The sequence below is a fragment of the Streptomyces azureus genome (assembly GCF_001270025.1).
GTDB lineage: Bacteria > Actinomycetota > Actinomycetes > Streptomycetales > Streptomycetaceae > Streptomyces > Streptomyces azureus.
The window spans coordinates 40,976-61,651 of record NZ_DF968322.1; the positions used below are offsets into that span (position 1 = coordinate 40,976).

A 20,676-nucleotide genomic window follows, 5' to 3' on the forward strand; every position below is an offset into this window, starting at 1 on the left:
TGCGGACCGGGAGGCCCCCGACTCCCGACCGCTCGTCCAAGCAGGGGTTCTGTGGTGGAGGCCGGGATGGAGACCAGCCGGATCAACGATCCTCGTACACCGCCGAGTACACCGCCGGCCGGCTGCGATGTCGTGACGGTGCCGGCGCGGCAGGGGCTGGAGGCGGTCGACATCCTGCGGCGCGGGACCGGTGAGGCGGTCGGGCCGGTACTGCACGACGACGGCGGTGGCACGCTGGGCTTCCTGGTGCCGTCGGGGACGGCCGCGGCGTGGGACGTGCCGGGGAGCACGTGCACGGAGACCGGCGGGTGCGGCCTGACCCTGGCCCCCGAATCTCCCGTGGAGGGCTCGGAGTGGCTGCTGCCGCCCGGGGAGGCGGACCTCGCGACGGACCCCGCGGTGCTGCGCAAGGCCCTCGGGGAGGCGGCCCGGACGATCAAGGCGGCGGACAGTTGCCGGTGAGGCGCCGGCGCCGGAGAGGTGCTCGCGTCTGGAAGGGCCCCCACGCCTGGCGAGGCGCCTACGCCCGGCGGGAGCGTACGCCCCGCTTAGACAACCCGACCCCGATAATGACCCCATGGGAAAGTCGAGGAGCGGTCGGCGCAGGCAGGCCGGTGCGGAAGCCGTCGTCGAGAACGTCGACGGCGGGCTCGCCGAGCTGATCCCCGACCGCGACCGGGCGCGGGCCTGGACCCTGGTGATCGACGGGGCCCCGCAGTCGCACGTCGACCTGGACGACCCGGCGTACCTGTCCTTCGAGTACCAGCGCCGGCTCGGGCATGTCATCGACCTCGTCGCCCCGCCGGGCCGGCCCGTGCACGCCGTGCACCTCGGCGGCGGCGCGCTCACCCTCGCCCGGTACGTCGCCGCCACCCGGCCCCGCTCCACGCAGCAGGTCGTCGAACGGGACGCCGGCCTCGTGCGACTGGTGCGCCGCGAGATGCCGTTGGACCCGAACGCGCGCATCAGGGTGCGGTCCGTCGACGCCCGTGAGGGGCTCGCCAAGGTGCCGGACGGCTGGGCCGACCTGGTCATCACCGACGTGTTCAGCGGGGCCCGGACACCGGCCCATCTGACCTCGACCGAGTTCCTCGACGACGTACGCAGGGCGCTGAAGCCCGGCGGTGTCTACGCCGCCAACCTCGCCGACGGGCCGCCGCTCGCGCACCTGCGCGGCCAGATCGCCACCGCCGCCGCCCGTTTCGGGCAGCTCGCGCTGGTCGCCGACCCGACGGTGCTGCGCGGCAGACGTTTCGGGAACGCCGTCCTGGTCGCGTCCGACCAGCCACTGCCGGTCGCCGAACTGACCCGCCGTGCGGCCTCCGACCCGCATCCCGGCCGGGTCGAGCACGGACGGGCGCTGACCGACTTCACCGGCGGGGCCGTACCTGTGACGGATCTCGCGGCGGTGGCGTCGCCCGCGCCGCCCGCGTCGGTGTTCAGGTGAGCCCGTACGGCACTCGGCGGCTCTGACTCGTCCGTTCGGGGCGCGTGGCCTCGGCTCGGTCGCGGTCGCCGGCCGGCTGGGCGCCGGGACCGAGGTGCGGATCTGGATCCATCCGGCCGGGCGGGCGCCGGTGAGCAGAGGACACCGCGGGCCGGTGCGGCGCCGGCCGGGCCGGCTGGTCGCTGCATACAACCGCTCCCACTCTCTCTGACGGCTTTCGTCCCCTTCGACCGGCCCCCGCCCCTCCCGGGAGCGTTCACGCTCACGGGTCGGTCACGTTTCGACAAACGAGGCCGACGCCCCTTGACGCATGACCAGACATACGGCTGTTATTGCGCCACCGTGTTCGGTCAAGTTGATTTCTGGTCGATTAAGACCGGATTTCACGCCACACCCTCGTGGCCGAACCCTGCACTCAGGAGCCGTTCATGCACGACCTCTCCCCCTCCGGACTCTCCTTCCCCGCTCCCAGCCGCCGCACCCTGCTGCGCGGCATAGGCGGCGCGACCCTGCTCGGCGCGGGAATACCCCTGCTGAGCGCCTGCGGGGGGAGCGGCACGGCCGCTGACCCGAAGACGGTCAGTCTCGGCTCCAACTCCTCGGACGCGGTGCCGAAGAAGGCGTTCGCCGAGATCTACGCCGCCTTCACGAAGAAGTCCGGCATCAAGGTCGACGTGAACACCAAGGACCACAACACGTTCCAGGAGCAGATCAACTCCTACCTCCAGGGCACGCCTGACGACGTGTTCACCTGGTTCGCCGGGTACCGCATGCAGTTCTTCGCGTCGAAGAAGCTCGCCACCCCGATCGACGACGTGTGGCAGAAGATCGGCGGGAACTTCCCCGAGGCGATGAAGAAGCTCAGCAAGGGCGAGGACGGCAAGTACTACTTCGTGCCGCTGTACACGTACCCGTGGGCGGTCTTCTACCGCAAGAGCGTCTTCGCCCAGCACGGCTACGAGGTCCCCACCACGTGGGACGCCCTCGTCGCCCTGTGCAAGCGGATGCAGAAGGACGGGCTGGTCCCGATCGCCTTCGGCGACAAGGACGCCTGGCCCGCGATGGGCACGTTCGACCAGATCAACTTCCGCACCAACGGCTACGACTTCCACGTCGAGCTGATGGCGGGCAAGGCCTCCTGGACCGACGCCAAGGTGCGCAAGGTCTTCGACCACTGGACGGAGATCCTGCCCTACCACCAGGAGGGCGCGGTGGGCCGCACCTGGCAGGACGCGGCACAGACCCTGGTGGCGAAGAAGGCCGGCATGTACCTGCTGGGCACCTTCGTCGGCCAGCAGTTCACCAACAAGGCCGACCTGGACGACCTCGACTTCTTCGCCTTCCCGGAGATCGACCCGCAGTTCGGCCAGGACACCGTCGAGGCGCCGACCGACGGCTTCATGCTCTCCAAGGCCCCGAAGAACAAGGCGGGTGCCGCCCAGCTGCTGGAGTACCTGGGCACCCCGGAAGCCGAGCAGATCTACCTCAAGTCCGACCCGAACGTGGTGGCCGCCTCCACCAAGGCCGACACCTCCTCGTACACGCCGTTGCAGAAGAAGGCCTACGAGATGATCTCCGGCGCGAAGAGCCTGACGCAGTTCATGGACCGCGACTCCCGCCCGGACTTCACCTCCACGGTGATGCAGCCCGCGCTGCAGAACTTCGTCCGCAACCCCAAGAACGTCGACAGCATCCTCTCGTCGATCGAGCGCCAGAAGAAGACGATCTTCGCCTCCTCGTGACCGGAAACGGAGAATCGACGACTCGGATCTGACATGACTGCCACCCCCGCCAAGGTCCCGGAGACGGCCGACGAGCCGACTCCGGGGCCCGCCCCCACGTCCAAGCCCGCCAAGGTGCCCCACGGGCACAAGCGCCTGCTGACCCGCCGCGACCGGCTCACGCTCGGCCTGATGGCGGGCGTGCCGACCATCCTGCACGTCGCCCTGGTGTGGCTGACGGCGCTGGCCTCCATCGCGCTGGCCTTCACCACCTGGGACGGCATCGGCTTCGACTCCATCCAGTGGGTGGGCCTCCAGAACTTCCGCGAACTGTTCACCAGCAACCCGCAGTTCTGGCCCGCCGTCGAGCACAACGTCGTCTGGTTCGTCGTGCTCATCGTGCTGCCCACGCCCTTCGGCCTGTTCCTGGCCGTGCAGCTGGACAAGAACATCCGTTTCAGCCGCCTCTACCAGACCGCGTTCTTCCTGCCGGTCGTGGTGTCGATGGCGGTGATCGGCTTCGTCTGGCAGCTGGTCTACAACCCCGACACCGGCCTGATCAACAGCCTCATCGGAGCCAACAAGCCCGGCCACTACATCGACTGGATCGGCGACCCGGACCTCAACCTCTGGGCCATCCTGGTCGCCGCCTCCTGGCGGCACGCCGGCTACATGATGATCCTCTACCTGGCCGGTCTGAAGAGCGTCGACCCCGCGCTGCGCGAGGCCTCCGCGCTGGACGGGGCCAACGAATGGCAGACGTTCAAGAACGTCGTCTTCCCCACCCTGCGCCCCACCAACACCGTCGTCCTGGTCGTCACGATCATCGAGGCCCTGCGCGCCTTCGACCTGGTCTTCGTCTTCAACAAGGGCGCCCAGGGCACCGAACTGCTCTCCATCCTGGTGACCAACAACATCATCGGCGAGTCCAGCCGGATCGGATACGGCTCCGCCATCGCCGTCGTCCTCCTGGTGATCTCGCTCGCGGTGATCATTCCGTACCTGATCGCCACCTTCCGGAAGGAGCGGCGCGCATGAGCACCGTCGCCGGCGCTCACAAGCAGCGCACCCCCGTCCGCCCCGCCCGGGTCCTGCTGCACACCTTCCTCGTCGTCACGGCGCTGGCCTGGCTGGCGCCCCTGCTGTGGGCCCTGCTCGCGGCGATGCGGCCGTACGCGGAGACCAGCGAGAAGGGCTATGTCTCCTGGCCCAGCAAGCTGACCTTCGACAACTTCACCAACGCCTTCACGCAGTCGGACATGCTGCACTACTTCGGCACCACGCTGATCGTGGCCGTGCCGGCCGTGCTGCTGACGCTGCTGCTGTCGTCGATGGTCGCCTTCTACGTCAGCCGCTTCGACTTCCGCGTCAACCTGGCTCTGCTGCTGGTCTTCACCGCCGGCAACCTGCTGCCCCAACAGGTCATCATCACCCCCCTGTACCGGCTGTACCTGCTGATCGACCTGCCCGGCATCACCATGAGCGGCAAGCTCTACGACTCCGCGCTCGGCCTGGTCCTCATCCACGTGGCGTTCCAGTCCGGCTTCTGCGCGTTCGTGCTGAGCAACTACATGCGCTCGCTGCCGCACGAACTGACCGAGGCCGCCCTCGTCGACGGCGCCTCCGTCTGGCGCCTGTACTGGCAGATCGTGCTGCCGCTGTGCAAGCCCGCGATGGCCGCGCTCGCCACCCTGCTGTCCATCTGGATCTACAACGACTTCTTCTGGGCCATCGTCCTGATCTCCACCGGAGAGAACATGCCGATCACCTCGGCGCTGAACAACCTCTCCGGCCAGTACTTCACCGACCCCAACCTGGTCGCCGCCGGCGCCCTGCTCACCGCGATCCCGACCCTGATCGTCTACTTCGTCCTCCAGCGGCAGTTCGTCAGCGGCCTCACCCTGGGCGCCAACAAGGGCTGACCCTTCCCGAAAGAGATCACCTTGCAGCACCCCTTCACGCCGCTGGCCTCTGTGCCCGTCGACCTCCGCCATGCCCGAGTCCACGAGGAGGGCTGGCAGTCCTGGAGCCCCAGCGGCGCCTACGCCCTCGGCACGGCCCCCTACCGCCCGGCCAGCGCCAACTGGGCCACGGTCTGCTACCGCCCCGGCGTCACCGTCCCCGACGGCGTCTTCCAGGGCGAGGGCCTGCTCGCGCTCGACCCCGGCGACGGCTCACCGGTCCGGCTGTGGGCGGCGGCCGAGCCGACGCGCGAGGTGCCGTCGATCCGGCTCGCCGTACGGGACGGGGTCGCGGAGGTCGCTGCCGACGGCCTGGTGAAGGAGTGGACGGGCGACGACATCCAGTCGGTGCTGGGCGACTGGGCCGCCGGTCTCGGCATCGCGGCCCCGCGCCCGGCCCCCACCGTCTGGTGCTCCTGGTACGAGTACTTCACGGAGGTCACCGAGGACGACATCCACGAGAACCTCCGCGCGATGGACACCCTCGACCTGCCCGTCGACGTCGTCCAGATCGACGACGGCTACCAGCGGGCCCTCGGCGACTGGCTCACCCTCTCCGGCCGCTTCCGCTCCCGCGCCGGAATCGCCGACAAGATCCGCTCCCGCGGCCGCCGCGCCGGCATCTGGACGGCACCGTTCCTCGTGGACCCGGCGAGCGAACTGGCCGCCGAACACCCCGACTGGCTGGTCCGGGACACCGCCGGCGGCTTCGCCCACGCCGGCCGCAACTGGGGCCACGACCTGCGCGTCCTGGACACCACCCACCCGGGCGCGGCGGCCTGCCTGACCGAGGTCTTCACGACCCTGCGCGCCGAGGGCTACGACTACTTCAAGGTGGACTTCCTGTACGCGGGCGCCCTGGACGGTGTACGCCACGCGGACGTCGACCCGCTCACGGCGTACCGCTCGGGCATCGAGCTGATCCGCGAGGCGATCGGCCCGGAGTCGTACCTGCTGGGCTGCGGCGCGCCCATCCTGCCCTCCATCGGCCTGTTCGACGCCATGCGGGTCAGCCCCGACACGGCCCCGCACCGCCGCCCCGAGGCGAACGACTACTCCCAGCCGGGCCAGGACCCGGCCGAGTTCACGGGCGCGGCCCGCCAGTGGCAGCACGGCCGCCTCTGGATCAACGACCCGGACTGTCTTATGGCCCGCCCGGCCGTCGAGACCCGGGAACAGTGGGCGGCACACGTGGAGTCCACGGGCGGCCTGATGGCCTCAAGCGACCGCCTGCTGTCGCTGGACGAGTGGGGCGTGACGACGACCCGTCGGCTGCTGACTCCACGCATCTCCTGAAAAGCCGGGGCGCGGCACTCCCCTAATCGTGCCGCGCCCCGTCCCCCCGCCTCCGCAGTGGCTAAACCGCCTCCACCTCCGGCAGCGTCCCGGTGCGGGCCGCCTTCGCGTACCAGTGGGCGCTGGACTTCGGCGTGCGTTCGAGCGTCGCGTAGTCCACGTACACCGCGCCGAAGCGCTTGCCGTAGCCGTAGGACCACTCGAAGTTGTCGAGCAGGGACCACAGGAAGTAGCCGCGGACGTCCGCGCCGTCGGCGATCGCGCGGCGGACCGCCGACAGGTGGCCGTGCAGGTAGGCGACGCGCTCGGGGTCGTGCACCCGGCCGTCCGAGTCGATCTTGTCGTCGTAGGCCGCGCCGTTCTCGGTGATGTACAGCGGCAGGCCCGGCGCCTCCCGGGTGTAGCGCATGATCAGCTCGTGCAGGCCGGTCGGGTCGATCGTCCAGCCCATCTCGGTGCGGTCGCCGGGCGTCTGGTGGAAGGCGACGTCGTCCGCGGCCGGCCAGGGGGAGTGGTCGCTGGAGCCGTGGCCGTCGGCGCGCGGGCCCCTCGCCGACGGGTCGGCCGCCGAGACCAGCGCGGGCGTGTAGTAGTTGAGGCCCAGCGCGTCCAGCGGCTGGTTGATCAGTGCCAGGTCGTCGTCGAGGACGTGGTCCCAGTCCGTGAGCTGCGCCGTCGCCACGTACAGCGACTCCGGGTACGCGCCGTGCAGGATCGGGCCGTGGAAGACGCCGTTGGCCAGGTCGTCGATCTTCCGGGCCGCCGCCAGGTCCGCCGGGCTCTGCGAAAGCGGCCTGACTACCGAGGAGTTGAGGCTGATCGCCACCTGGTTACGGGCCGGCATCACCGACCGCAGCGCGGACGTGCCCAGCCCGTGCGCCAGATTCAGATGGTGAGCGGCACGCAGGGATGCCGCCGGATCCGTACGGCCCGGGGCGTGCACCCCGGAGGCATAGCCGAGGAACGCGCTGCACCACGGCTCGTTGAGCGTCATCCACTGCTCGACCCGGTCGCCCAGTGCCTCGCCGACGATCTGCGCGTACTCCGCGAAACGGTACGCCGTGTCACGCTCCGGCCAGCCGCCCGCGTCCTCCAGCTCCTGCGGCAGATCCCAGTGGTAGAGCGTGACGGCCGGCTTGATGCCCTTGGACAGCAGCTCGTCGACCAGCCGGCGGTAGAAGTCCAGGCCCTTCTGGACGGCCGGACCCCGGCCGGTGGGCTGCACCCGCGACCACGAGACGGAGAACCGGTAGGCGCCCAGGCCCAGCTCCGCCATCAGCGCCACGTCCTCGCGGTAGCGGTGGTAGTGGTCGACAGCGATGTCACCGTGGTCGCCGCCGGCCGTCTTGCCCGGCGTATGGCTGAAGGTGTCCCAGATCGACGGTGTACGGCCGTCCTCCCGCACCGCACCCTCGATCTGGTACGCGGAGGTCGCCGCGCCCCAGAGGAAGGCGGGAGGGAAGGTCACCGCAGTGGCCGGGTTCTCGGAGTCAGGCATGGAAGCGCTCCCATTGGATGTTGGAGAGGCGAGGGGGGAGAGGGAGGAGGGGGGAGGAACAGGGGCCGGGGCGGCGCTGACCCGGCCCTCTGAAGAACGCTGGAAGGGCGCTGGAGGAACGGACGAGGGCGTCAGCCCTTGACGGCGCCCTGCATGATGCCGCCCACGATCTGCTTGCCGAAGATCGCGAAGACCAGCAGCAGCGGCAGCGTGCCGAGCAGCGCGCCCGCCATGATCAGGGACTGGTCGGGCGTGTAGCCGCGGCCCAGGCCCGCGATCGCGACCTGCACGGTCGGGTTGCCCATCTGCGTCAGCACCAGGAACGGCCACATGAAGTCGTTCCAGGTCTGCACGAACGTCAGCATCCCGAGCACGGCCATCGCCGGCCGGGCCGCCGGGAACACCACGTGCCACACCACCCGCCAGCTGCTCGCCCCGTCGACCCGGGCGGCCTCGATGATCTCGTCCGGCAGCGCCTGGATCAGGTACTGCCGCATGAAGAACACACCGAACGCGCTCACCAGCGAGGGGAAGATCACCGCCTGCAACTGGTCCGTCCAGTCGAGCTTGGCGACCATCATGTACAGCGGGATCACACTGAGCTGCGGCGGCACCATCATCGTGCCGATCACGATCAGCATCAGCGCGCCGCGGCCCTTGAACCGCAGCTTGGCGAAGGCGAAACCGGCGATCGTCGACAGGAAGACGATGGTCAGTGCCGAAGTACCCGCCACGATCGTGGTGTTGAAGAACGCCTCACCCAGGTTGGCGTCCTTCCAGGCGATCTCCAGCTTGTCGAACAGACCCGAGCCGAACCAGAACGGCGGCGGCGTCTGCGCGAGCCGCTGGTTGTCACGCGAGGCGGCGATCGCCGTCCACACCAGCGGGAACAGCGAGACGATCGTGAACACGATGAGGATCGCGTATGCGATCGGACCGCCGTGCAACTGCCCGCCGGCCCGTGCGGCCTTCGGCAGGCGCGGGCGTTTGGACTCCTTCACGGGCGCGCCGGGCGGCGGCGCGTCGGGGGGCGTCACAGTCGTCGTCACGGCCGGACCTCCTTAGCTACTGGCGCGCAGCCGGCGCGAGATGACGTAGTTGACGATGCCGATGACGATCAGGATGAGGAACATCGTCCAGGCGATGGCCGAGGCACGGCCCAGGTGGTGGGCGACCCAGCCCTGCTCGTACAGATACAGACCGAGCGTCTGGAACTGGTGCTCCGCGCCGCCGGAGGTGCCCTGGTTGGCGTCGAACAGCAGCGGCTCGCCGAAGACCTGGCTCGCGCCGATCGTCGACACGACACACGTGAACAGGATCGTCGGTCGCAGCGCCGGCAGCGTCACATGGATGAACTGCTGCCAGCGGTTGGCCCCGTCCAGGGCCGCGGACTCGTACAGGTCCTGCGGGATCGCCTGCATCGCGGCCAGGTAGATCAGCGTGTTGTAGCCGGTCCAGCGCCAGATGATGATCGTCGAGACGGCGATCTGCGAGAACCACTTGTCGTTCTGCCAGTCGACCGGGTTGATGCCGACCATGTCGAGCGCCCAGTTGATCATGCCGTAGTCACGGCCGAAGAGCAGCACGAACACCAGCGAGGCCGCGGCGATCGACGTCGCGTACGGGGCGAGCATCGCGACCCGGAAGAAGGTCGAGGCCCGCAGCTTGTAGTTGAGGATGTGGGCGATGCCCATCGCCATCAGCAGCTGCGGGACGGTGGAGATGATGCCGATGGTCAGGGTGTTCTTCGCCGCGTTCCAGAAGAACTCGTCGTCGAAGATGCGGGTGTAGTTGCGCAGTCCGACCCAGTCCATGTCGGTCGGCGCGGTCAGCTCCACCTGGTGCAGCGAGGCCCAGCCCGTGTAGATGAGCGGGAACAGGCCGAACGCGATGAACAGCAGGAAGAACGGAGACACGAAGGCGTACGGGCTCCAGCGGATGTCCCGCTGCCAGCGGCGGGACAGCCGGTCCCGGCGCCGCCGTTCCTTCTCCAGGGACACGGGGTCCGCGGGCGGGCGGCCCGGGGCCGCGCCCCCCTCGGCGGGGGGCGCGGCGGTGTCGTGGCGGGTGGCCATACGGGTCACTGGTCCAGCTTGTTGTCGATGGTCTTGATGGCGGAGTCCCAGGCCTCCTCGGCCGACTTGCCCTTCGTCACCAGGATCACGCCGTTGTCCGTCAGGCCCTGCATGATGATCTGGTCCTTCGGGCCGATCACCTGGACCGGGGCGGTCTTGGCGGCCTCCGCGAAGATCGAGCCGATCTGCTGGTCACCGGTCATCTCGTTCTTGGCGCCCGTCACTTCGGGCATGGTGTAGGCGGACGGGGCGCTCGGGAAGCTGCCCTGCACCTTGAACAGCTTCGCCTGCTGCTCCGGCGCGGTCAGCCAGGTCACGAACTTCTGGGCTTCCTTCACGTTCTTGCCGCTCTTCGGCACGGTGAGGAAGGTGCCGCCCCAGTTGCCGCCCTTGGGCGCGGTGGCCACGGCCCACTTGCCGGCCGCGTCCGGCTTCGAGTAGCCCTTGATCGTGCCGAGCATCCACGGCGGGCAGGCGATGGCGGCGAACTTGTTGTTGGCGATCGAGGAGTTCCAGCCCGGCTGGAACTGCGTCTGCGACTGGACGAGGCCCTTCTCGGCGGCCTCCGCGGTCAGGTCGAAGGCGGCTTTGACGGCCGGGTTGGTCTTGTAGATGACCTTCCCGGAGGCGTCGTAGAACTTCTCCTTCTCGCTGCCCAGGATCGCCTGGATCAGACCGCCGGGGGAGTCCATGAAGAAGGTGCCCTTGGGGGCCTTCGACTTGTAGCGCTCGCCGGCCTTGACGAGCTTGGCCCAGTCGCCGGCCCACAGCTTGCCGACCTCGGCCGGCTCGGTGGGCAGCCCGGCCTGCTTGAAGAGGTCCGTGCGGTAACAGATCGCCATCGGGCCGACGTCGGTGCCGAGACCGATGGTCCTGCCGTCCTTGGTGGTGGCCTGCTGCCACTTCCAGGGCAGCCACTTGTTCTTGTCCACGCCCGGAGCCTTGGACATGTCCTCGAGCTTGTCGGCCTGGGTGGCCGTGACCTCGGCGATGTTGGCGACTTCGACGGCCTGGACGTCCAGCAGACCGCTGTTGGTGGTGAGGTGGTTCAGCAGGGCCGGGTAGTAGTTCTCGTTCCGCTGGACGGCGTTCTCGGCGATCTTGATCTTCGGGTTGAGCTTCTCGTACTCGGCATAGAGGCCGGCCTCCTTGAAGCCCATGGTGCCGAAGAGCCCCACCGAGATCGTGGTCTTGCCGCCACTGTCGCCGCTGCCGCCGCCCGACGAGGAGCTGTCGTCGCCGCCGTCGTCGGCACAGCCGGCCAGCAGCCCGGCGCCCAGCGACGCGGCGGCCGCGAGGACCATCGCCTTGCGGGCGGTTCGGATGCGTGCTCGCATGTCGTCCTCCTGTTGCCCTGACGTGCCGACCCCCCGGCCAACTGCATTGTTGGGCCCGTTTTCACTCGCTGCGGCTCGGGCGGGGAACGTGCGGGTTGTGTATGTGTCAGGTACCGTGGGAGCGCTCCCATCAGTGATGTGTTGAAGGTTCTCCGGTCGCGGCGGGGGTGTCAAGGGACCGGACAGCGAGAGATGCGTTCAGTTATCGGGACGTTAACTGGACCCGGGCGGCAGTCCCTTGCGGCCCCCGGCGACGGTATCCAGCCAGTCGGACCGGCTCGCCGGGCGAAGCGGAAGCCCGGGGGCGGTGGGCCTCGGTAGCGGTCACTACAGCTGACAAGCCTGTTAAATTCCAGGCCAGCCGCAGAGTGCGGGTGTGGACGGGAAGGCGGAGCCCATGGCAAGCCACGGAGCGCGGGGCCGAAGCGGTGGCCGGCCCACCCTCGAAGAGGTGGCGGCGCGCGCCGGTGTCGGCCGCGGCACGGTGTCCCGGGTGATCAACGGCTCGCCCCGGGTCAGCGACGCGACCCGCGCGGCCGTCGAGGCGGCCGTCGCGGAGCTCGGCTACGTCCCGAACACCGCGGCCCGGGCCCTGGCCGCCAACCGCACGGACGCGATCGCCCTGGTCGTGCCCGAGCCGGAGACCCGGTTCTTCGCGGAGCCGTACTTCTCGGACATGCTGAAGGGCGTCGGGGCGGAGCTGTCCGACACGGAGATGCAGCTGCTGCTGATCTTCGCGGGCAGCGACAAGGAACGCCGCCGCCTCGCCCAGTACCTGGCCGCCCACCGGGTGGACGGCGTCCTGCTGGTCTCGGTCCACGCGGACGATCCGCTGCCCGACCTGCTGGCCCAGCTGGACATCCCGGCGGTGATCAGCGGCCCGCGATCGGCGGCGGAGACCCTGCCGTCGGTCGACTCCGACAACTACGGCGGCGCCCGCCAGGCCGTCGAGCACCTGCTGTCCCGCGGCCGCCGCCGGGTCGCCCACATCACCGGCCGCCTCGATGTCTACGGCGCCCAGCGCCGTATCGACGGCTACCGCGACGCCCTGAGCGACGCGGGCCACGAGGTGGACGAGGCGCTGATCGAGGCGGGCGACTTCTCGGAGGAGGGCGGCAGCCGTGCCATGGCGGCACTGCTGGAGCGCCGTCCCGACCTGGACGCGGTCTTCGCCGCCTCCGACGTCACCGCGGCCGGTGCCCGCCAGGCGCTGCGCGAGGCGGGGCGCCGCATCCCCGACGACGTGGCGCTCGTCGGCTACGACGACTCCGCCATCGCCCGCCATCTGGACCCGCCCCTCACCAGCGTCCGCCAGCCCATAGATGAGATGGGCCGCCGGATGATCGACCTCCTCCTCACGGAGGTCGCCGACCGCCGCCCGCTGGCGTCCCGGGGGCTGGACCGACGGCAGGTCGTCCTCGCCACGGAGCTGGTGCCCCGGTCGTCGTCGTGACGCCGCACCCCCTGCTGGACATCGCCGAGGTCACCCGGACCGAGCCGTACCTGCGCACGGTGGGCGAGGTCTTCCGGGCCTTCCGCGACCAGGACTCGGGCTGTGTGTCGTACGGGGTCCGGCTCGCCGACGGGGAACGCTGGTTCGTGAAGGAGGCGACGACCGACGCCGCCCAGCACGCGATGAACCGCGCCCGGGCCTTCCACCGGGCGGTACGGCATCCGGTGATCGTCCCCCAGCCGCACCGGTTCGCGACGGGCGACGGGCGCACGGCGGTGGTGATGCCCTGGCGCCACGGGGAGCTTTTGTACTCGCCCGCGCGGCTACGGCACGCAGGCCCCCTGGCCCGCTTCCAAGCCCTCCCCGTGCCCCAGGTCCTGCGCGCCGTCGACCATCTCCTGGACGCCCACCTGGCGGTGGAGGCCGCGGGCTTCGTCGCCGTCGACCTCTACGACGGCGCGTTCCTCTACGACTTCGACGCCGGCGAACTCCACCTGATCGACCTCGACGAGTACCGCCCGGGCCCGTTCGTGCTCCAGGCGGACCGCCTGCCCGGCTCGCGGCGCTTCATGGCCCCGGAGGAATGCCGACGCGGTTCGACGATCGACACCCGCACCACCGTGCACGCCCTGGGCCGCGCCATCCGCCTCCTGATGTACACGGCCGGCGAGGAGCCGACCTGGCGAGGAACGGCGGCCCAGCTGCCGCTCGTGGAACGGGCCACGCGCACGGACCCGGCCGAACGCTTCACGTCCGTGGCGGAGTTGACCGCGGCGTGGCGGCGCTCGGCACGCGGCGCCCCGGACAACGCCGCATGACATCCACCGCGTCCGGCACGAACACCCACCGCCGAAACGCCTCCTGAAGCTCCTGCTCCCCGACCCACCCGTGCCAGGCGATCTCGGCCGGGTCAGGCCGGAGCGGCTCGGTGACGACGGCCTCATGCACACCGAGCCAGTACGGACTGATCGCCCCTCGGCACAGGAACTTGAAGACGAACCGCACCGCCACCCGGACCCCAAGCTCCTCGGCCAGCTCCCGGGCCGCGGCCTCCTCGTACGCCTCCCCGACTCCGGCGGCCCCGCCCACCAGCCAGTCGTAGTGGCCCGGGAACCGGGACACGTGCTCCGGCCTCCGGTACACCAGCACACGTCCCTGCGCATCACGGCAGACCGTGGTCGCGACCCGGTGCAGCCAGCCGTGCCGGATCGCCTCGTCCCGGTCGACCACGCCGGTCACCCGGTCCTGCTCGTCGACCCGCTCCACCAGCTCACCCATGGCGTCACGATCGCACGGAGGGACGGTCACGCTCTCGCCACCGCCAATCCACCGTCCATACCGCCGACCGTAACTGCGGTCGCTGTCCAGCCTCGGACCGGCGCGCAAAAAGCTTCAGCCGGTGGCTTCGACATGAAGCCACCGGCTGATTACTCAGGGTGAGTGACGGGACTCGAACCCGCGGCATCCTGGACCACAACCAGGTGCTCTACCAGCTGAGCTACACCCACCATGACCGGCTTGGAGGTCAGTGATTTCCCCGACCGGCCGAGAAAAAGTGTACAGGGTCCGAAGGGGTGCTCGCGCCCGGCTTTCGCGGCGCCCCTCCGCGGGCCCCAGGCACGGCTACTGGGCAGGCAGAACGTGCTTCGCTGCGATCTTCTTCGCGGTGTCCGAGTCGGGCCCGGGCTGTGGGACGAAGACGGCCTCGCGGTAGTAGCGCAGTTCCGCGATGGATTCGCGGATGTCGGCGAGCGCCCGGTGGTTGCCGTTCTTCTGCGGGCTGTTGAAGTACGCCCGCGGGTACCAGCGGCGGGCCAGCTCCTTGATCGACGACACGTCGACGATCCGGTAGTGCAGGTAGTCCTCCAGCGTCGGCATGTCGCGCAGCAGGAAGCCGCGGTCCGTGCCGACGGAGTTGCCGCACAGCGGGGCCTTGCCCGGCTCCTTGACGAACTCCCTGACGTACGTCAGGACCTGCTCCTCGGCGTCCTTCAGCGTCGTGCCGTCGGGCAGCTCCGTGAGCAGCCCGGACGCGGTGTGCATCTGACGCACCACATCCGGCATCGTCTCCAGCGCCCGGTCCGGCGGCCGGATGACGATGTCCACGCCCTCGCCGAGCACGTTCAGCTCGGAGTCGGTGACGAGGGCGGCCACCTCGATGAGCGCGTCGTCCGACAGCGAGAGGCCGGTCATCTCGCAGTCGATCCACACCATGCGATCGTTCATGTGTCTAACCTTACGGTGAGCCGCCCCGGGCTGAGCCGACTGTGCGGTGACCTTGTGGCCAAAGGCGCACCTGCCCGGCGCACCGCCTCGTAGCCGAGGGGTGCACCTGCCCCGAACGGCGCCGGGCCCGCGCGGAGAATTTCCTCCACGCGGGCCCGGTCACCGGCTCACATCACGTCGCGCTGCGCTGCCCCGGCAGACTCGCCCGGCTCGGCACGTACGCCTCCCGGCCGTTGTCCGACGCGGTCGACGCCGACGCGGACATGGCCGGGGACGATCCGACCGCGCTCGCCGCCGCCGTACGGCGGGACTGGGGCGGGACGGGGTGCTCCGGGTGCAGCGAGGCGGGCGGCTGGCCCTGCTGGCCGGGATGCCCCCCGTGGCCCGGCATGCCGGACCCCGGTCCGCCCTGGGCGGCCTCGGTGTCCTGCGGCCGCTCGCCCTGTGGGCGACGGGCGCGGTACGCCGCCCGGTACGCGGCCGGCGACGAGCCCAGCTGGCGGCGGAAGTGCCCGCGCAGGGCGACCGGCGACCGGAAGCCGCAGCGCCCGGCCACCTCGTCCACCGAGTAGTCCGACGTCTCCAGCAGGCGCTGCGCCTGGAGCACCCGCTGCGTGATCAGCCACTGCAACGGGGCACTCCCGGTCAGGGAGCGGAAGCGGCGGTCGAACGTACGACGGCTCATGTACGCGCGTGCCGCCAGCGTCTCCACGTCGAACTGTTCGTGGAGGTGCTCCAGCGCCCAGGCGACGACCTCGGCGAGCGGGTCGGCGCCGATCTCCTCTGGTAAAGACCTGTCGAGGTAGCGCTCCTGACCGCCGCTTCGGCGCGGGGGCACGACGAGGCGCCGGGCCAGGGCCCCTGCCGCCTCGTTGCCGTGGTCCGTGCGCACGATGTGCAGGCACAGGTCGATGCCCGCGGCCGTGCCGGCCGACGTCAGCACGTCGCCGTCGTCGACGAACAGCTCCCGCGGATCGACGTGCACCGACGGATAGCGTTTCGCCAGGGTCGGCGCGTACATCCAGTGTGTCGTCGCGGGCCGGCCGTCCAGCAGGCCCGCCGCCGCGAGGACGAAGGCGCCGGTGCACAGCCCGACGATGCGGGCGCCCTCCTCGTGTGCCCGGCGCAGCGCGTCGAGCGCGTCGTCCGGTGGCGGGGAAGTGATCGAACGCCAGGCCGGTACGACGACCGTGCCTGCGCGCGAGATCGCTTCCAGGCCATGCGGTGTGCTGAGTTCGAGGCCCCCTGTGGTCCGCAGTGGGCCGTCCTCGCCGCCGCACACCAGCAGTCGGTAGCGCGGTACGCCGGCGTCCTGGCGGTCGATCCCGAACACCGACAACGGTATGGAACTCTCGAAGATGGGGCCGCCGCTGAACAGCAGCACCGCGACGATCTCCTTGCGACGTCGCCCGGAAAGCTTCCGGGTCGCGGCTTCCGGCGCGGCAGTGGAGTCGTGGCTCATACTGCTAAGCCCCCCTCGGTGGTCGCGGCTCCTCGGTTGTGTCGCTCCTGCACGTTTCCCCTCGGTCCTGCACGAGTCCCCCGCCGTAGACAGTCAAGATCGAATCTACTGTGTCCCGTTGCGCCGCAGTGGCCGGATCGGCACTCGGCACATTGTCGACTTGGCAACTTGGCGTGAAGCATTCGATCACGAAGCGTTGCACTCGTGGGGCGTGCAGGGAAGTGCGCCTTGTCGCAGTGGCCAATCCGCGTAGGGTGCGCAGCACCCGCGAGGCCCTTTCCGTGCAGGTGGAACGGGGGTTGGGGGGTGGTCGGGGAGGGGGAGGCGCGGGTGTGAGAAGTTGGCTGAAAAGCAGCGTGCGCGTGCACGGAAACCGGTCAGCCGACCGGTGTATCCCCGCCAGTGTGTCGTCCGCCACGGTGCGACCCCGTTCCGGTGCGGTGGTGCCGGCCCCGGTGGGGCGCCCGGTCCTCGGCCGCCAGCCGGGCCGCGCCCCGCTCCGACTGGCGCAGCAGGACCCGGCAGGCGCCCGTGACGGCCGCGAGCCCGAGGGCCGTGCCGACGGCGCCGGCCAGGGAGGCGCCGTAGCCGAGCAGCACGACCGGGACGAGCAGGCAGCTGAACGCCGCCCAGCGGACCACGTCCGTCGCGGAATCCCGCGGCGGCGGGGTCGCGCGGTCCGCCTCGGAGGCGGGGCGAGGTCCGGGCATGCGTGCTCCCTGTGGCGTGACTCACGGAGTTCAACGCGTGGCCGGTGAGCAGGTCACTGTGTGACCGGACCACCCTCCACGCGTAAGTGAATCCCGTGCAAACCGCCTGTACAGCGCAGCAACCATTGCGTTACGGGCGTCGCCTCGTGCATGCTCCCTGGAACCCGCACGCACGGCGGGCGGGATCTGGGCTAAGGAGGCGTGCCGCCGTACCCTTGGGGGTATGGGGTTGGGAAGACCATTCCCGGACACAGCTCCGCCGCACATGTTGTCCCACCCATAAAGGATCACAACGCCGAGACAGCCATGGCCGGTCACGAATTCTTCGAACCCGCGGACCGCAAGCGGCCCGTCGCCGATCCCACGGCGGCCGAGCCCCTGGCGGCGGAAGAGCCACGCCACTCCTGCGATCCCGCCTTCAAGCACGGGGTCGTCGTCGGCTTCGACGGCTCCACGTCCAGTGAGCGCGCCCTGGCGTACGCGATCGGCATGGCCCGTCGCTCCGGGTCGGGCCTGATCATCGTCCACGTCGCCAACCGGCTGCCGACCACCGTGTGGGCCGGCTGCGAGCCGCCCGTGTTCGTGGACGTGCCGGACCACCGGACCGAGGTGCTCGGTCTTGAGCTGGCCTGCGCGGACTACCTCGCCGAAGTGCCCTGGATCCTGGTCGAGCGCGGCGGCGACATCTGCCACGAACTCGAAGAGGTCGGCCGGGAGTACGAGGCCGACGCGATCGTCGTCGGGTCGACCCACGGTCTCGTCGGGCGGATCTTCGGCTCCGTCGCCGGGCGGCTGGCCAAGCGGGCGAAGCGGCCCGTCATCGTCATTCCTTGAGTGCCAACTCCCTTGCTCCCCCTGTGCGGTGCGTAAATGTACTCGCGCGTAGAGGTGTTTGTGCCCTTGTGAAGGGCATATACGGGACACCGCGCGACTGCACATGCACGAAGGGAGCCCGCCGTGGACAAAGACGTCTCCGCGGGAAGCGGAATCACCACCGTGGTCGGCCGACTCGCCCTGGGCATCACCCTGTTGGCCTTCGGGCTGGGGCATACCGCTGCCATCGACGGGGTGTCGGCTGCTGACGCCGTGTCAATCGCCCAGTACGTGGGCGGTATTGCCCTCTTCGCCGCCGGGCTGATGGCCCTGCGGGGCGGGGACTCCGTCGGTGGAACGGCGTTCTCGGTGCTCGGGGCGCTGTGGTTCACGTGGGCCGTGTCGGCGGGTGCCGCCGGCAACGAGGCAGGGTTCTTCCTGCTGTTGTTCGCCCTCGTGGTGCTGTCTCTGACGCTTGCGGGCGGGGAGCAGCTCGGTCAGGTGGTCCACGGGCTGTTCTTCGTCGCCCTGTTGCTCATGGCGATCGCCGAGTTCGCCGGTAACGACGGGTTCGCCACGGTGGGCGGGTGGTTCGCCGTCGCTGCGGGGGCAGTGGCGTGGTACGCGGCCACTGCGGCGCTCGCGCACTGGCCCACGGTGCTTCCGCGACGCGCTGCCGACCGGGGAGTGACGGCTACCGGTTAGCCGCGCAGGCCGGGGAGTTGGGCGGCTTCCCGGTGCTGAAAACGGACCCCCTGTGCTTTGGGCTGCACGTGGGGGTCCGTCCTCTTGTGTGGCCTGTGCGGGTGCGTGGGGGTTGTTCGCGCAGTTCCCCGCGCCCCTAAAAGAGGGGCACTACTCCACCGTTACCGACTTGGCCAGGTTCCTCGGCTTGTCGATGTCCCGTCCGAGCGCCAGGGCCGTGTGGTACGCCAGGAGTTGGAGGGGGAGGCCCATCAGGATGGGGTCGAGTTCGTCCTCGTTCTTGGGGACGACGATGGTTTCGTCGGCCTTCTCCTGGTGCTGGTGGGCCACCGCGAGGATCTTGCCGCTGCGGGCCTTGATCTCCTCCAGGGCGGCGCGGTTCTTCTCCAGGAGGTCGTCGTCGGGGACGATCGCGACCGTCGGGAGGGCGGGCTCGATCAGGGCCAGGGGGCCGTGCTTGAGCTCGGAGGCGGGGTAGGCCTCGGCGTGGATGTAGGAGACCTCCTTGAGCTTCAGGGAGGCCTCGCGGGCCACCGGGTAGCCCCGCACCCGGCCGATGAAGAGCATCGAGCGGGCCTCGGCGAACTGGAGGGCCAGCTTCTTGACGTCCTCCTCGTGCTCCATGATCTCGGCGATCTGGGCGGGCAGCTTGCGCAGGCCCTCGATGATCCGCTTGCCGTCGCGGACCGACAGGTCGCGGGTGCGGCCAAGGTGGAGGGCGAGGAGCGCGAAGGCGACCGTGGTGTTGGTGAAGCACTTGGTGGAGACCACGCAGACCTCCGGGCCCGCGTGGACGTAGATGCCGCCGTCGGCCTCGCGGGCGATCGCGGAGCCGACCACGTTCACCACGCCCAGGACCCGTGCGCCCTTGCGCTTCAGTTCCTGCACGGCGGCGAGGACGTCGTAGGTCTCGCCGGACTGGGAGACGGCGACGTAGAGGGTGTCGGGGTCGACGACCGCGTTGCGGTAGCGGAACTCCGAGGCCGGCTCGGCGTCGGCGGGGATGCGGGCCAGCTCCTCGATCATCTGGGCGCCGATCATGCCCGCGTGGTAGGAGGTGCCACAGCCGAGGATCTTCACGCGGCGGATCCGGCGGGCCTCGCGGGCGTCGAGGTTGAGGCCGCCCAGGTGCACGGTGGAGAAGCGGTCGTCGATGCGGCCGCGCAGCACGCGGTCCACGGCGTCGGCCTGCTCGTGGATCTCCTTGTGCATATAGGTGTCGTGGCCGCCCATGTCGTACGAGGCGGCCTCCCACTCGACGGTGGTGGGCTCCGCGGTGGTGCGGGTGCCCTCCGTCGTGTACGTGCGGAAGTCGTCGGCCTTCAGGGTGGCCATCTCGCCGTCGTCCAGCGTGACTATCTGGCGGGTGTGGGCGACCAGCGCGGCGATGTCCGAGGCGACGAACATCTCCTTCTCGCCGATGCCGAGGACGACCGGGGAGCCGTTGCGGGCGACGACGATCCGGTCGGGGAAGTCGGCGTGCAGCACGGCGATGCCGTAGGTGCCCTCGATCAGCCGGAGGGTCTCGCGGACCTTGTCCTCCAGCTTGGTGGCCTGCGAGCGGGCGATGAGGTGGGTGAGGACCTCGGTGTCGGTCTCGGAGAGGAACTCGACGCCGTCCGCCTCCAGCTTGCGGCGCAGGTCGGAGGCGTTGTCGATGATGCCGTTGTGGACGACCGCGACCTTGCCCTCGGCGTCCAGGTGCGGGTGGGCGTTGACGTCGGAGGGGGCGCCGTGGGTGGCCCAGCGGGTGTGGGCGATGCCGGTCGTGCCCTTGAAGCGGGCCGGGACCTTGGCCTCCAGATCGCGGACGCGGCCCTTGGCCTTGACCATCTTCAGGCCGGAGGCCTTCGGGGACGTGATGACGACGCCCGCGGAGTCGTACCCGCGGTACTCCAGGCGCTGGAGGCCCTCCAGGAGGAGGGGAGCGACGTCACGCTTCCCGATGTAACCGACGATTCCGCACATATAT

The 20,676-nt window shown here is 70.0% G+C and carries 19 protein-coding genes and 1 tRNA gene; 10 read left to right on the plus strand and 10 right to left on the minus strand.

Features of this window, described 5'->3' with window-relative positions; genetic code table 11:
• Positions 1-66: 66 nt before the first annotated feature.
• The 6 genes from AOQ53_RS23390 (at position 67) to AOQ53_RS23415 (ending at position 6,425) form a co-directional block, all read left to right on the plus strand.
• Entirely contained in the window at positions 67-462 is a 396-nt protein-coding gene (locus AOQ53_RS23390; protein WP_059420143.1) for a hypothetical protein, read from the plus strand.
• Between the two features lie 115 nt (positions 463-577).
• Positions 578-1,447, plus strand: coding sequence for a spermidine synthase (locus tag AOQ53_RS23395; RefSeq protein ID WP_059420145.1), 870 nt, complete (start codon positions 578-580; stop codon positions 1,445-1,447).
• Positions 1,448-1,875: 428 nt separating this feature from the next.
• On the plus strand, positions 1,876-3,189 hold the full coding sequence (locus tag AOQ53_RS23400; RefSeq protein WP_059420147.1) for an ABC transporter substrate-binding protein: 1,314 nt from the start codon (positions 1,876-1,878) through the stop codon (positions 3,187-3,189).
• A gap of 33 nt (positions 3,190-3,222) precedes the next feature.
• Positions 3,223-4,206, plus strand: coding sequence for a carbohydrate ABC transporter permease (locus AOQ53_RS23405; protein ID WP_059420149.1), 984 nt, complete (start codon positions 3,223-3,225; stop codon positions 4,204-4,206).
• On the plus strand, positions 4,203-5,090 hold the full coding sequence (locus AOQ53_RS23410; RefSeq protein WP_059420150.1) for a carbohydrate ABC transporter permease: 888 nt from the start codon (positions 4,203-4,205) through the stop codon (positions 5,088-5,090). The genes AOQ53_RS23405 and AOQ53_RS23410 overlap by 4 nt, the downstream gene beginning before the upstream one ends.
• Positions 5,091-5,111: 21 nt before the next feature.
• Positions 5,112-6,425 carry a glycoside hydrolase family 36 protein gene (locus AOQ53_RS23415; RefSeq protein WP_059420152.1) on the plus strand — a complete coding sequence of 438 codons (1,314 nt, stop codon included), beginning with the start codon at positions 5,112-5,114 and terminating at the stop codon, positions 6,423-6,425.
• Between the two features lie 61 nt (positions 6,426-6,486).
• Here AOQ53_RS23415 and AOQ53_RS23420 read toward each other — a convergent pair whose 3' ends face one another.
• The 4 genes from AOQ53_RS23420 to AOQ53_RS23435 form a co-directional block, all read right to left on the minus strand.
• Positions 6,487-7,923, minus strand: a complete 1,437-nt coding sequence (locus tag AOQ53_RS23420) for a GH1 family beta-glucosidase (RefSeq protein WP_059420153.1) — start codon at positions 7,921-7,923, stop codon at positions 6,487-6,489.
• Positions 7,924-8,054: 131 nt separating this feature from the next.
• Complete coding sequence (locus tag AOQ53_RS23425) at positions 8,055-8,972, minus strand: carbohydrate ABC transporter permease (RefSeq protein ID WP_059420154.1); 918 nt, start codon at positions 8,970-8,972, stop codon at positions 8,055-8,057.
• 12 nt (positions 8,973-8,984) lie between these two features.
• On the minus strand, positions 8,985-9,998 hold the full coding sequence (locus tag AOQ53_RS23430) for a carbohydrate ABC transporter permease (protein ID WP_059420155.1): 1,014 nt from the start codon (positions 9,996-9,998) through the stop codon (positions 8,985-8,987).
• A 5-nt stretch (positions 9,999-10,003) separates the two neighbouring features.
• Positions 10,004-11,335 carry an extracellular solute-binding protein gene (locus tag AOQ53_RS23435; protein ID WP_059420156.1) on the minus strand — a complete coding sequence of 444 codons (1,332 nt, stop codon included), beginning with the start codon at positions 11,333-11,335 and terminating at the stop codon, positions 10,004-10,006.
• A 397-nt stretch (positions 11,336-11,732) separates the two neighbouring features.
• Between AOQ53_RS23435 and AOQ53_RS23440 the strand changes: the two genes are divergently transcribed.
• Positions 11,733-12,788 (plus strand): LacI family DNA-binding transcriptional regulator, encoded by a 1,056-nt coding sequence (locus AOQ53_RS23440; protein ID WP_059420158.1) that lies wholly within the window; start codon positions 11,733-11,735, stop codon positions 12,786-12,788.
• Positions 12,785-13,606 (plus strand): serine/threonine-protein kinase, encoded by an 822-nt coding sequence (locus AOQ53_RS23445; protein WP_059420160.1) that lies wholly within the window; start codon positions 12,785-12,787, stop codon positions 13,604-13,606. Before AOQ53_RS23440 ends, AOQ53_RS23445 begins: the two co-directional genes overlap by 4 nt.
• Here AOQ53_RS23445 and AOQ53_RS23450 read toward each other — a convergent pair.
• The 5 genes from AOQ53_RS23450 to AOQ53_RS23470 all read right to left on the minus strand — a co-directional run bounded on the left by AOQ53_RS23450 (position 13,536) and on the right by AOQ53_RS23470 (position 17,186).
• Positions 13,536-14,066 carry an NUDIX domain-containing protein gene (locus tag AOQ53_RS23450; RefSeq protein WP_059420161.1) on the minus strand — a complete coding sequence of 177 codons (531 nt, stop codon included), beginning with the start codon at positions 14,064-14,066 and terminating at the stop codon, positions 13,536-13,538. The genes AOQ53_RS23445 and AOQ53_RS23450 overlap by 71 nt on opposite strands.
• A gap of 157 nt (positions 14,067-14,223) precedes the next feature.
• A tRNA-His gene (locus tag AOQ53_RS23455) sits at positions 14,224-14,296 on the minus strand.
• Positions 14,297-14,411: 115 nt separating this feature from the next.
• Positions 14,412-15,014: an oligoribonuclease gene (gene orn, locus AOQ53_RS23460; RefSeq protein WP_059420162.1), complete on the minus strand. Its 603-nt coding sequence runs from the start codon at positions 15,012-15,014 to the stop codon at positions 14,412-14,414.
• 172 nt (positions 15,015-15,186) lie between these two features.
• On the minus strand, positions 15,187-16,476 hold the full coding sequence (locus AOQ53_RS23465) for a helix-turn-helix domain-containing protein (protein ID WP_059420163.1): 1,290 nt from the start codon (positions 16,474-16,476) through the stop codon (positions 15,187-15,189).
• 377 nt (positions 16,477-16,853) lie between these two features.
• Positions 16,854-17,186 carry a hypothetical protein gene (locus tag AOQ53_RS23470; protein WP_059420165.1) on the minus strand — a complete coding sequence of 111 codons (333 nt, stop codon included), beginning with the start codon at positions 17,184-17,186 and terminating at the stop codon, positions 16,854-16,856.
• A gap of 306 nt (positions 17,187-17,492) precedes the next feature.
• Here AOQ53_RS23470 and AOQ53_RS23475 point away from each other — a divergent pair, with 306 nt between their 5' ends.
• Both AOQ53_RS23475 and AOQ53_RS23480 read left to right on the plus strand, forming a co-directional pair.
• Positions 17,493-18,020, plus strand: a complete 528-nt coding sequence (locus AOQ53_RS23475; protein ID WP_059420166.1) for a universal stress protein — start codon at positions 17,493-17,495, stop codon at positions 18,018-18,020.
• A gap of 123 nt (positions 18,021-18,143) precedes the next feature.
• Positions 18,144-18,704 carry a GPR1/FUN34/YaaH family transporter gene (locus AOQ53_RS23480; RefSeq protein WP_059420168.1) on the plus strand — a complete coding sequence of 187 codons (561 nt, stop codon included), beginning with the start codon at positions 18,144-18,146 and terminating at the stop codon, positions 18,702-18,704.
• Between the two features lie 150 nt (positions 18,705-18,854).
• Here the strand turns inward: AOQ53_RS23480 and glmS are convergent, their stop codons facing one another.
• On the minus strand, positions 18,855-20,672 hold the full coding sequence (gene glmS, locus AOQ53_RS23485) for a glutamine--fructose-6-phosphate transaminase (isomerizing) (RefSeq protein WP_059420169.1): 1,818 nt from the start codon (positions 20,670-20,672) through the stop codon (positions 18,855-18,857).
• Positions 20,673-20,676 lie beyond the last annotated feature (4 nt).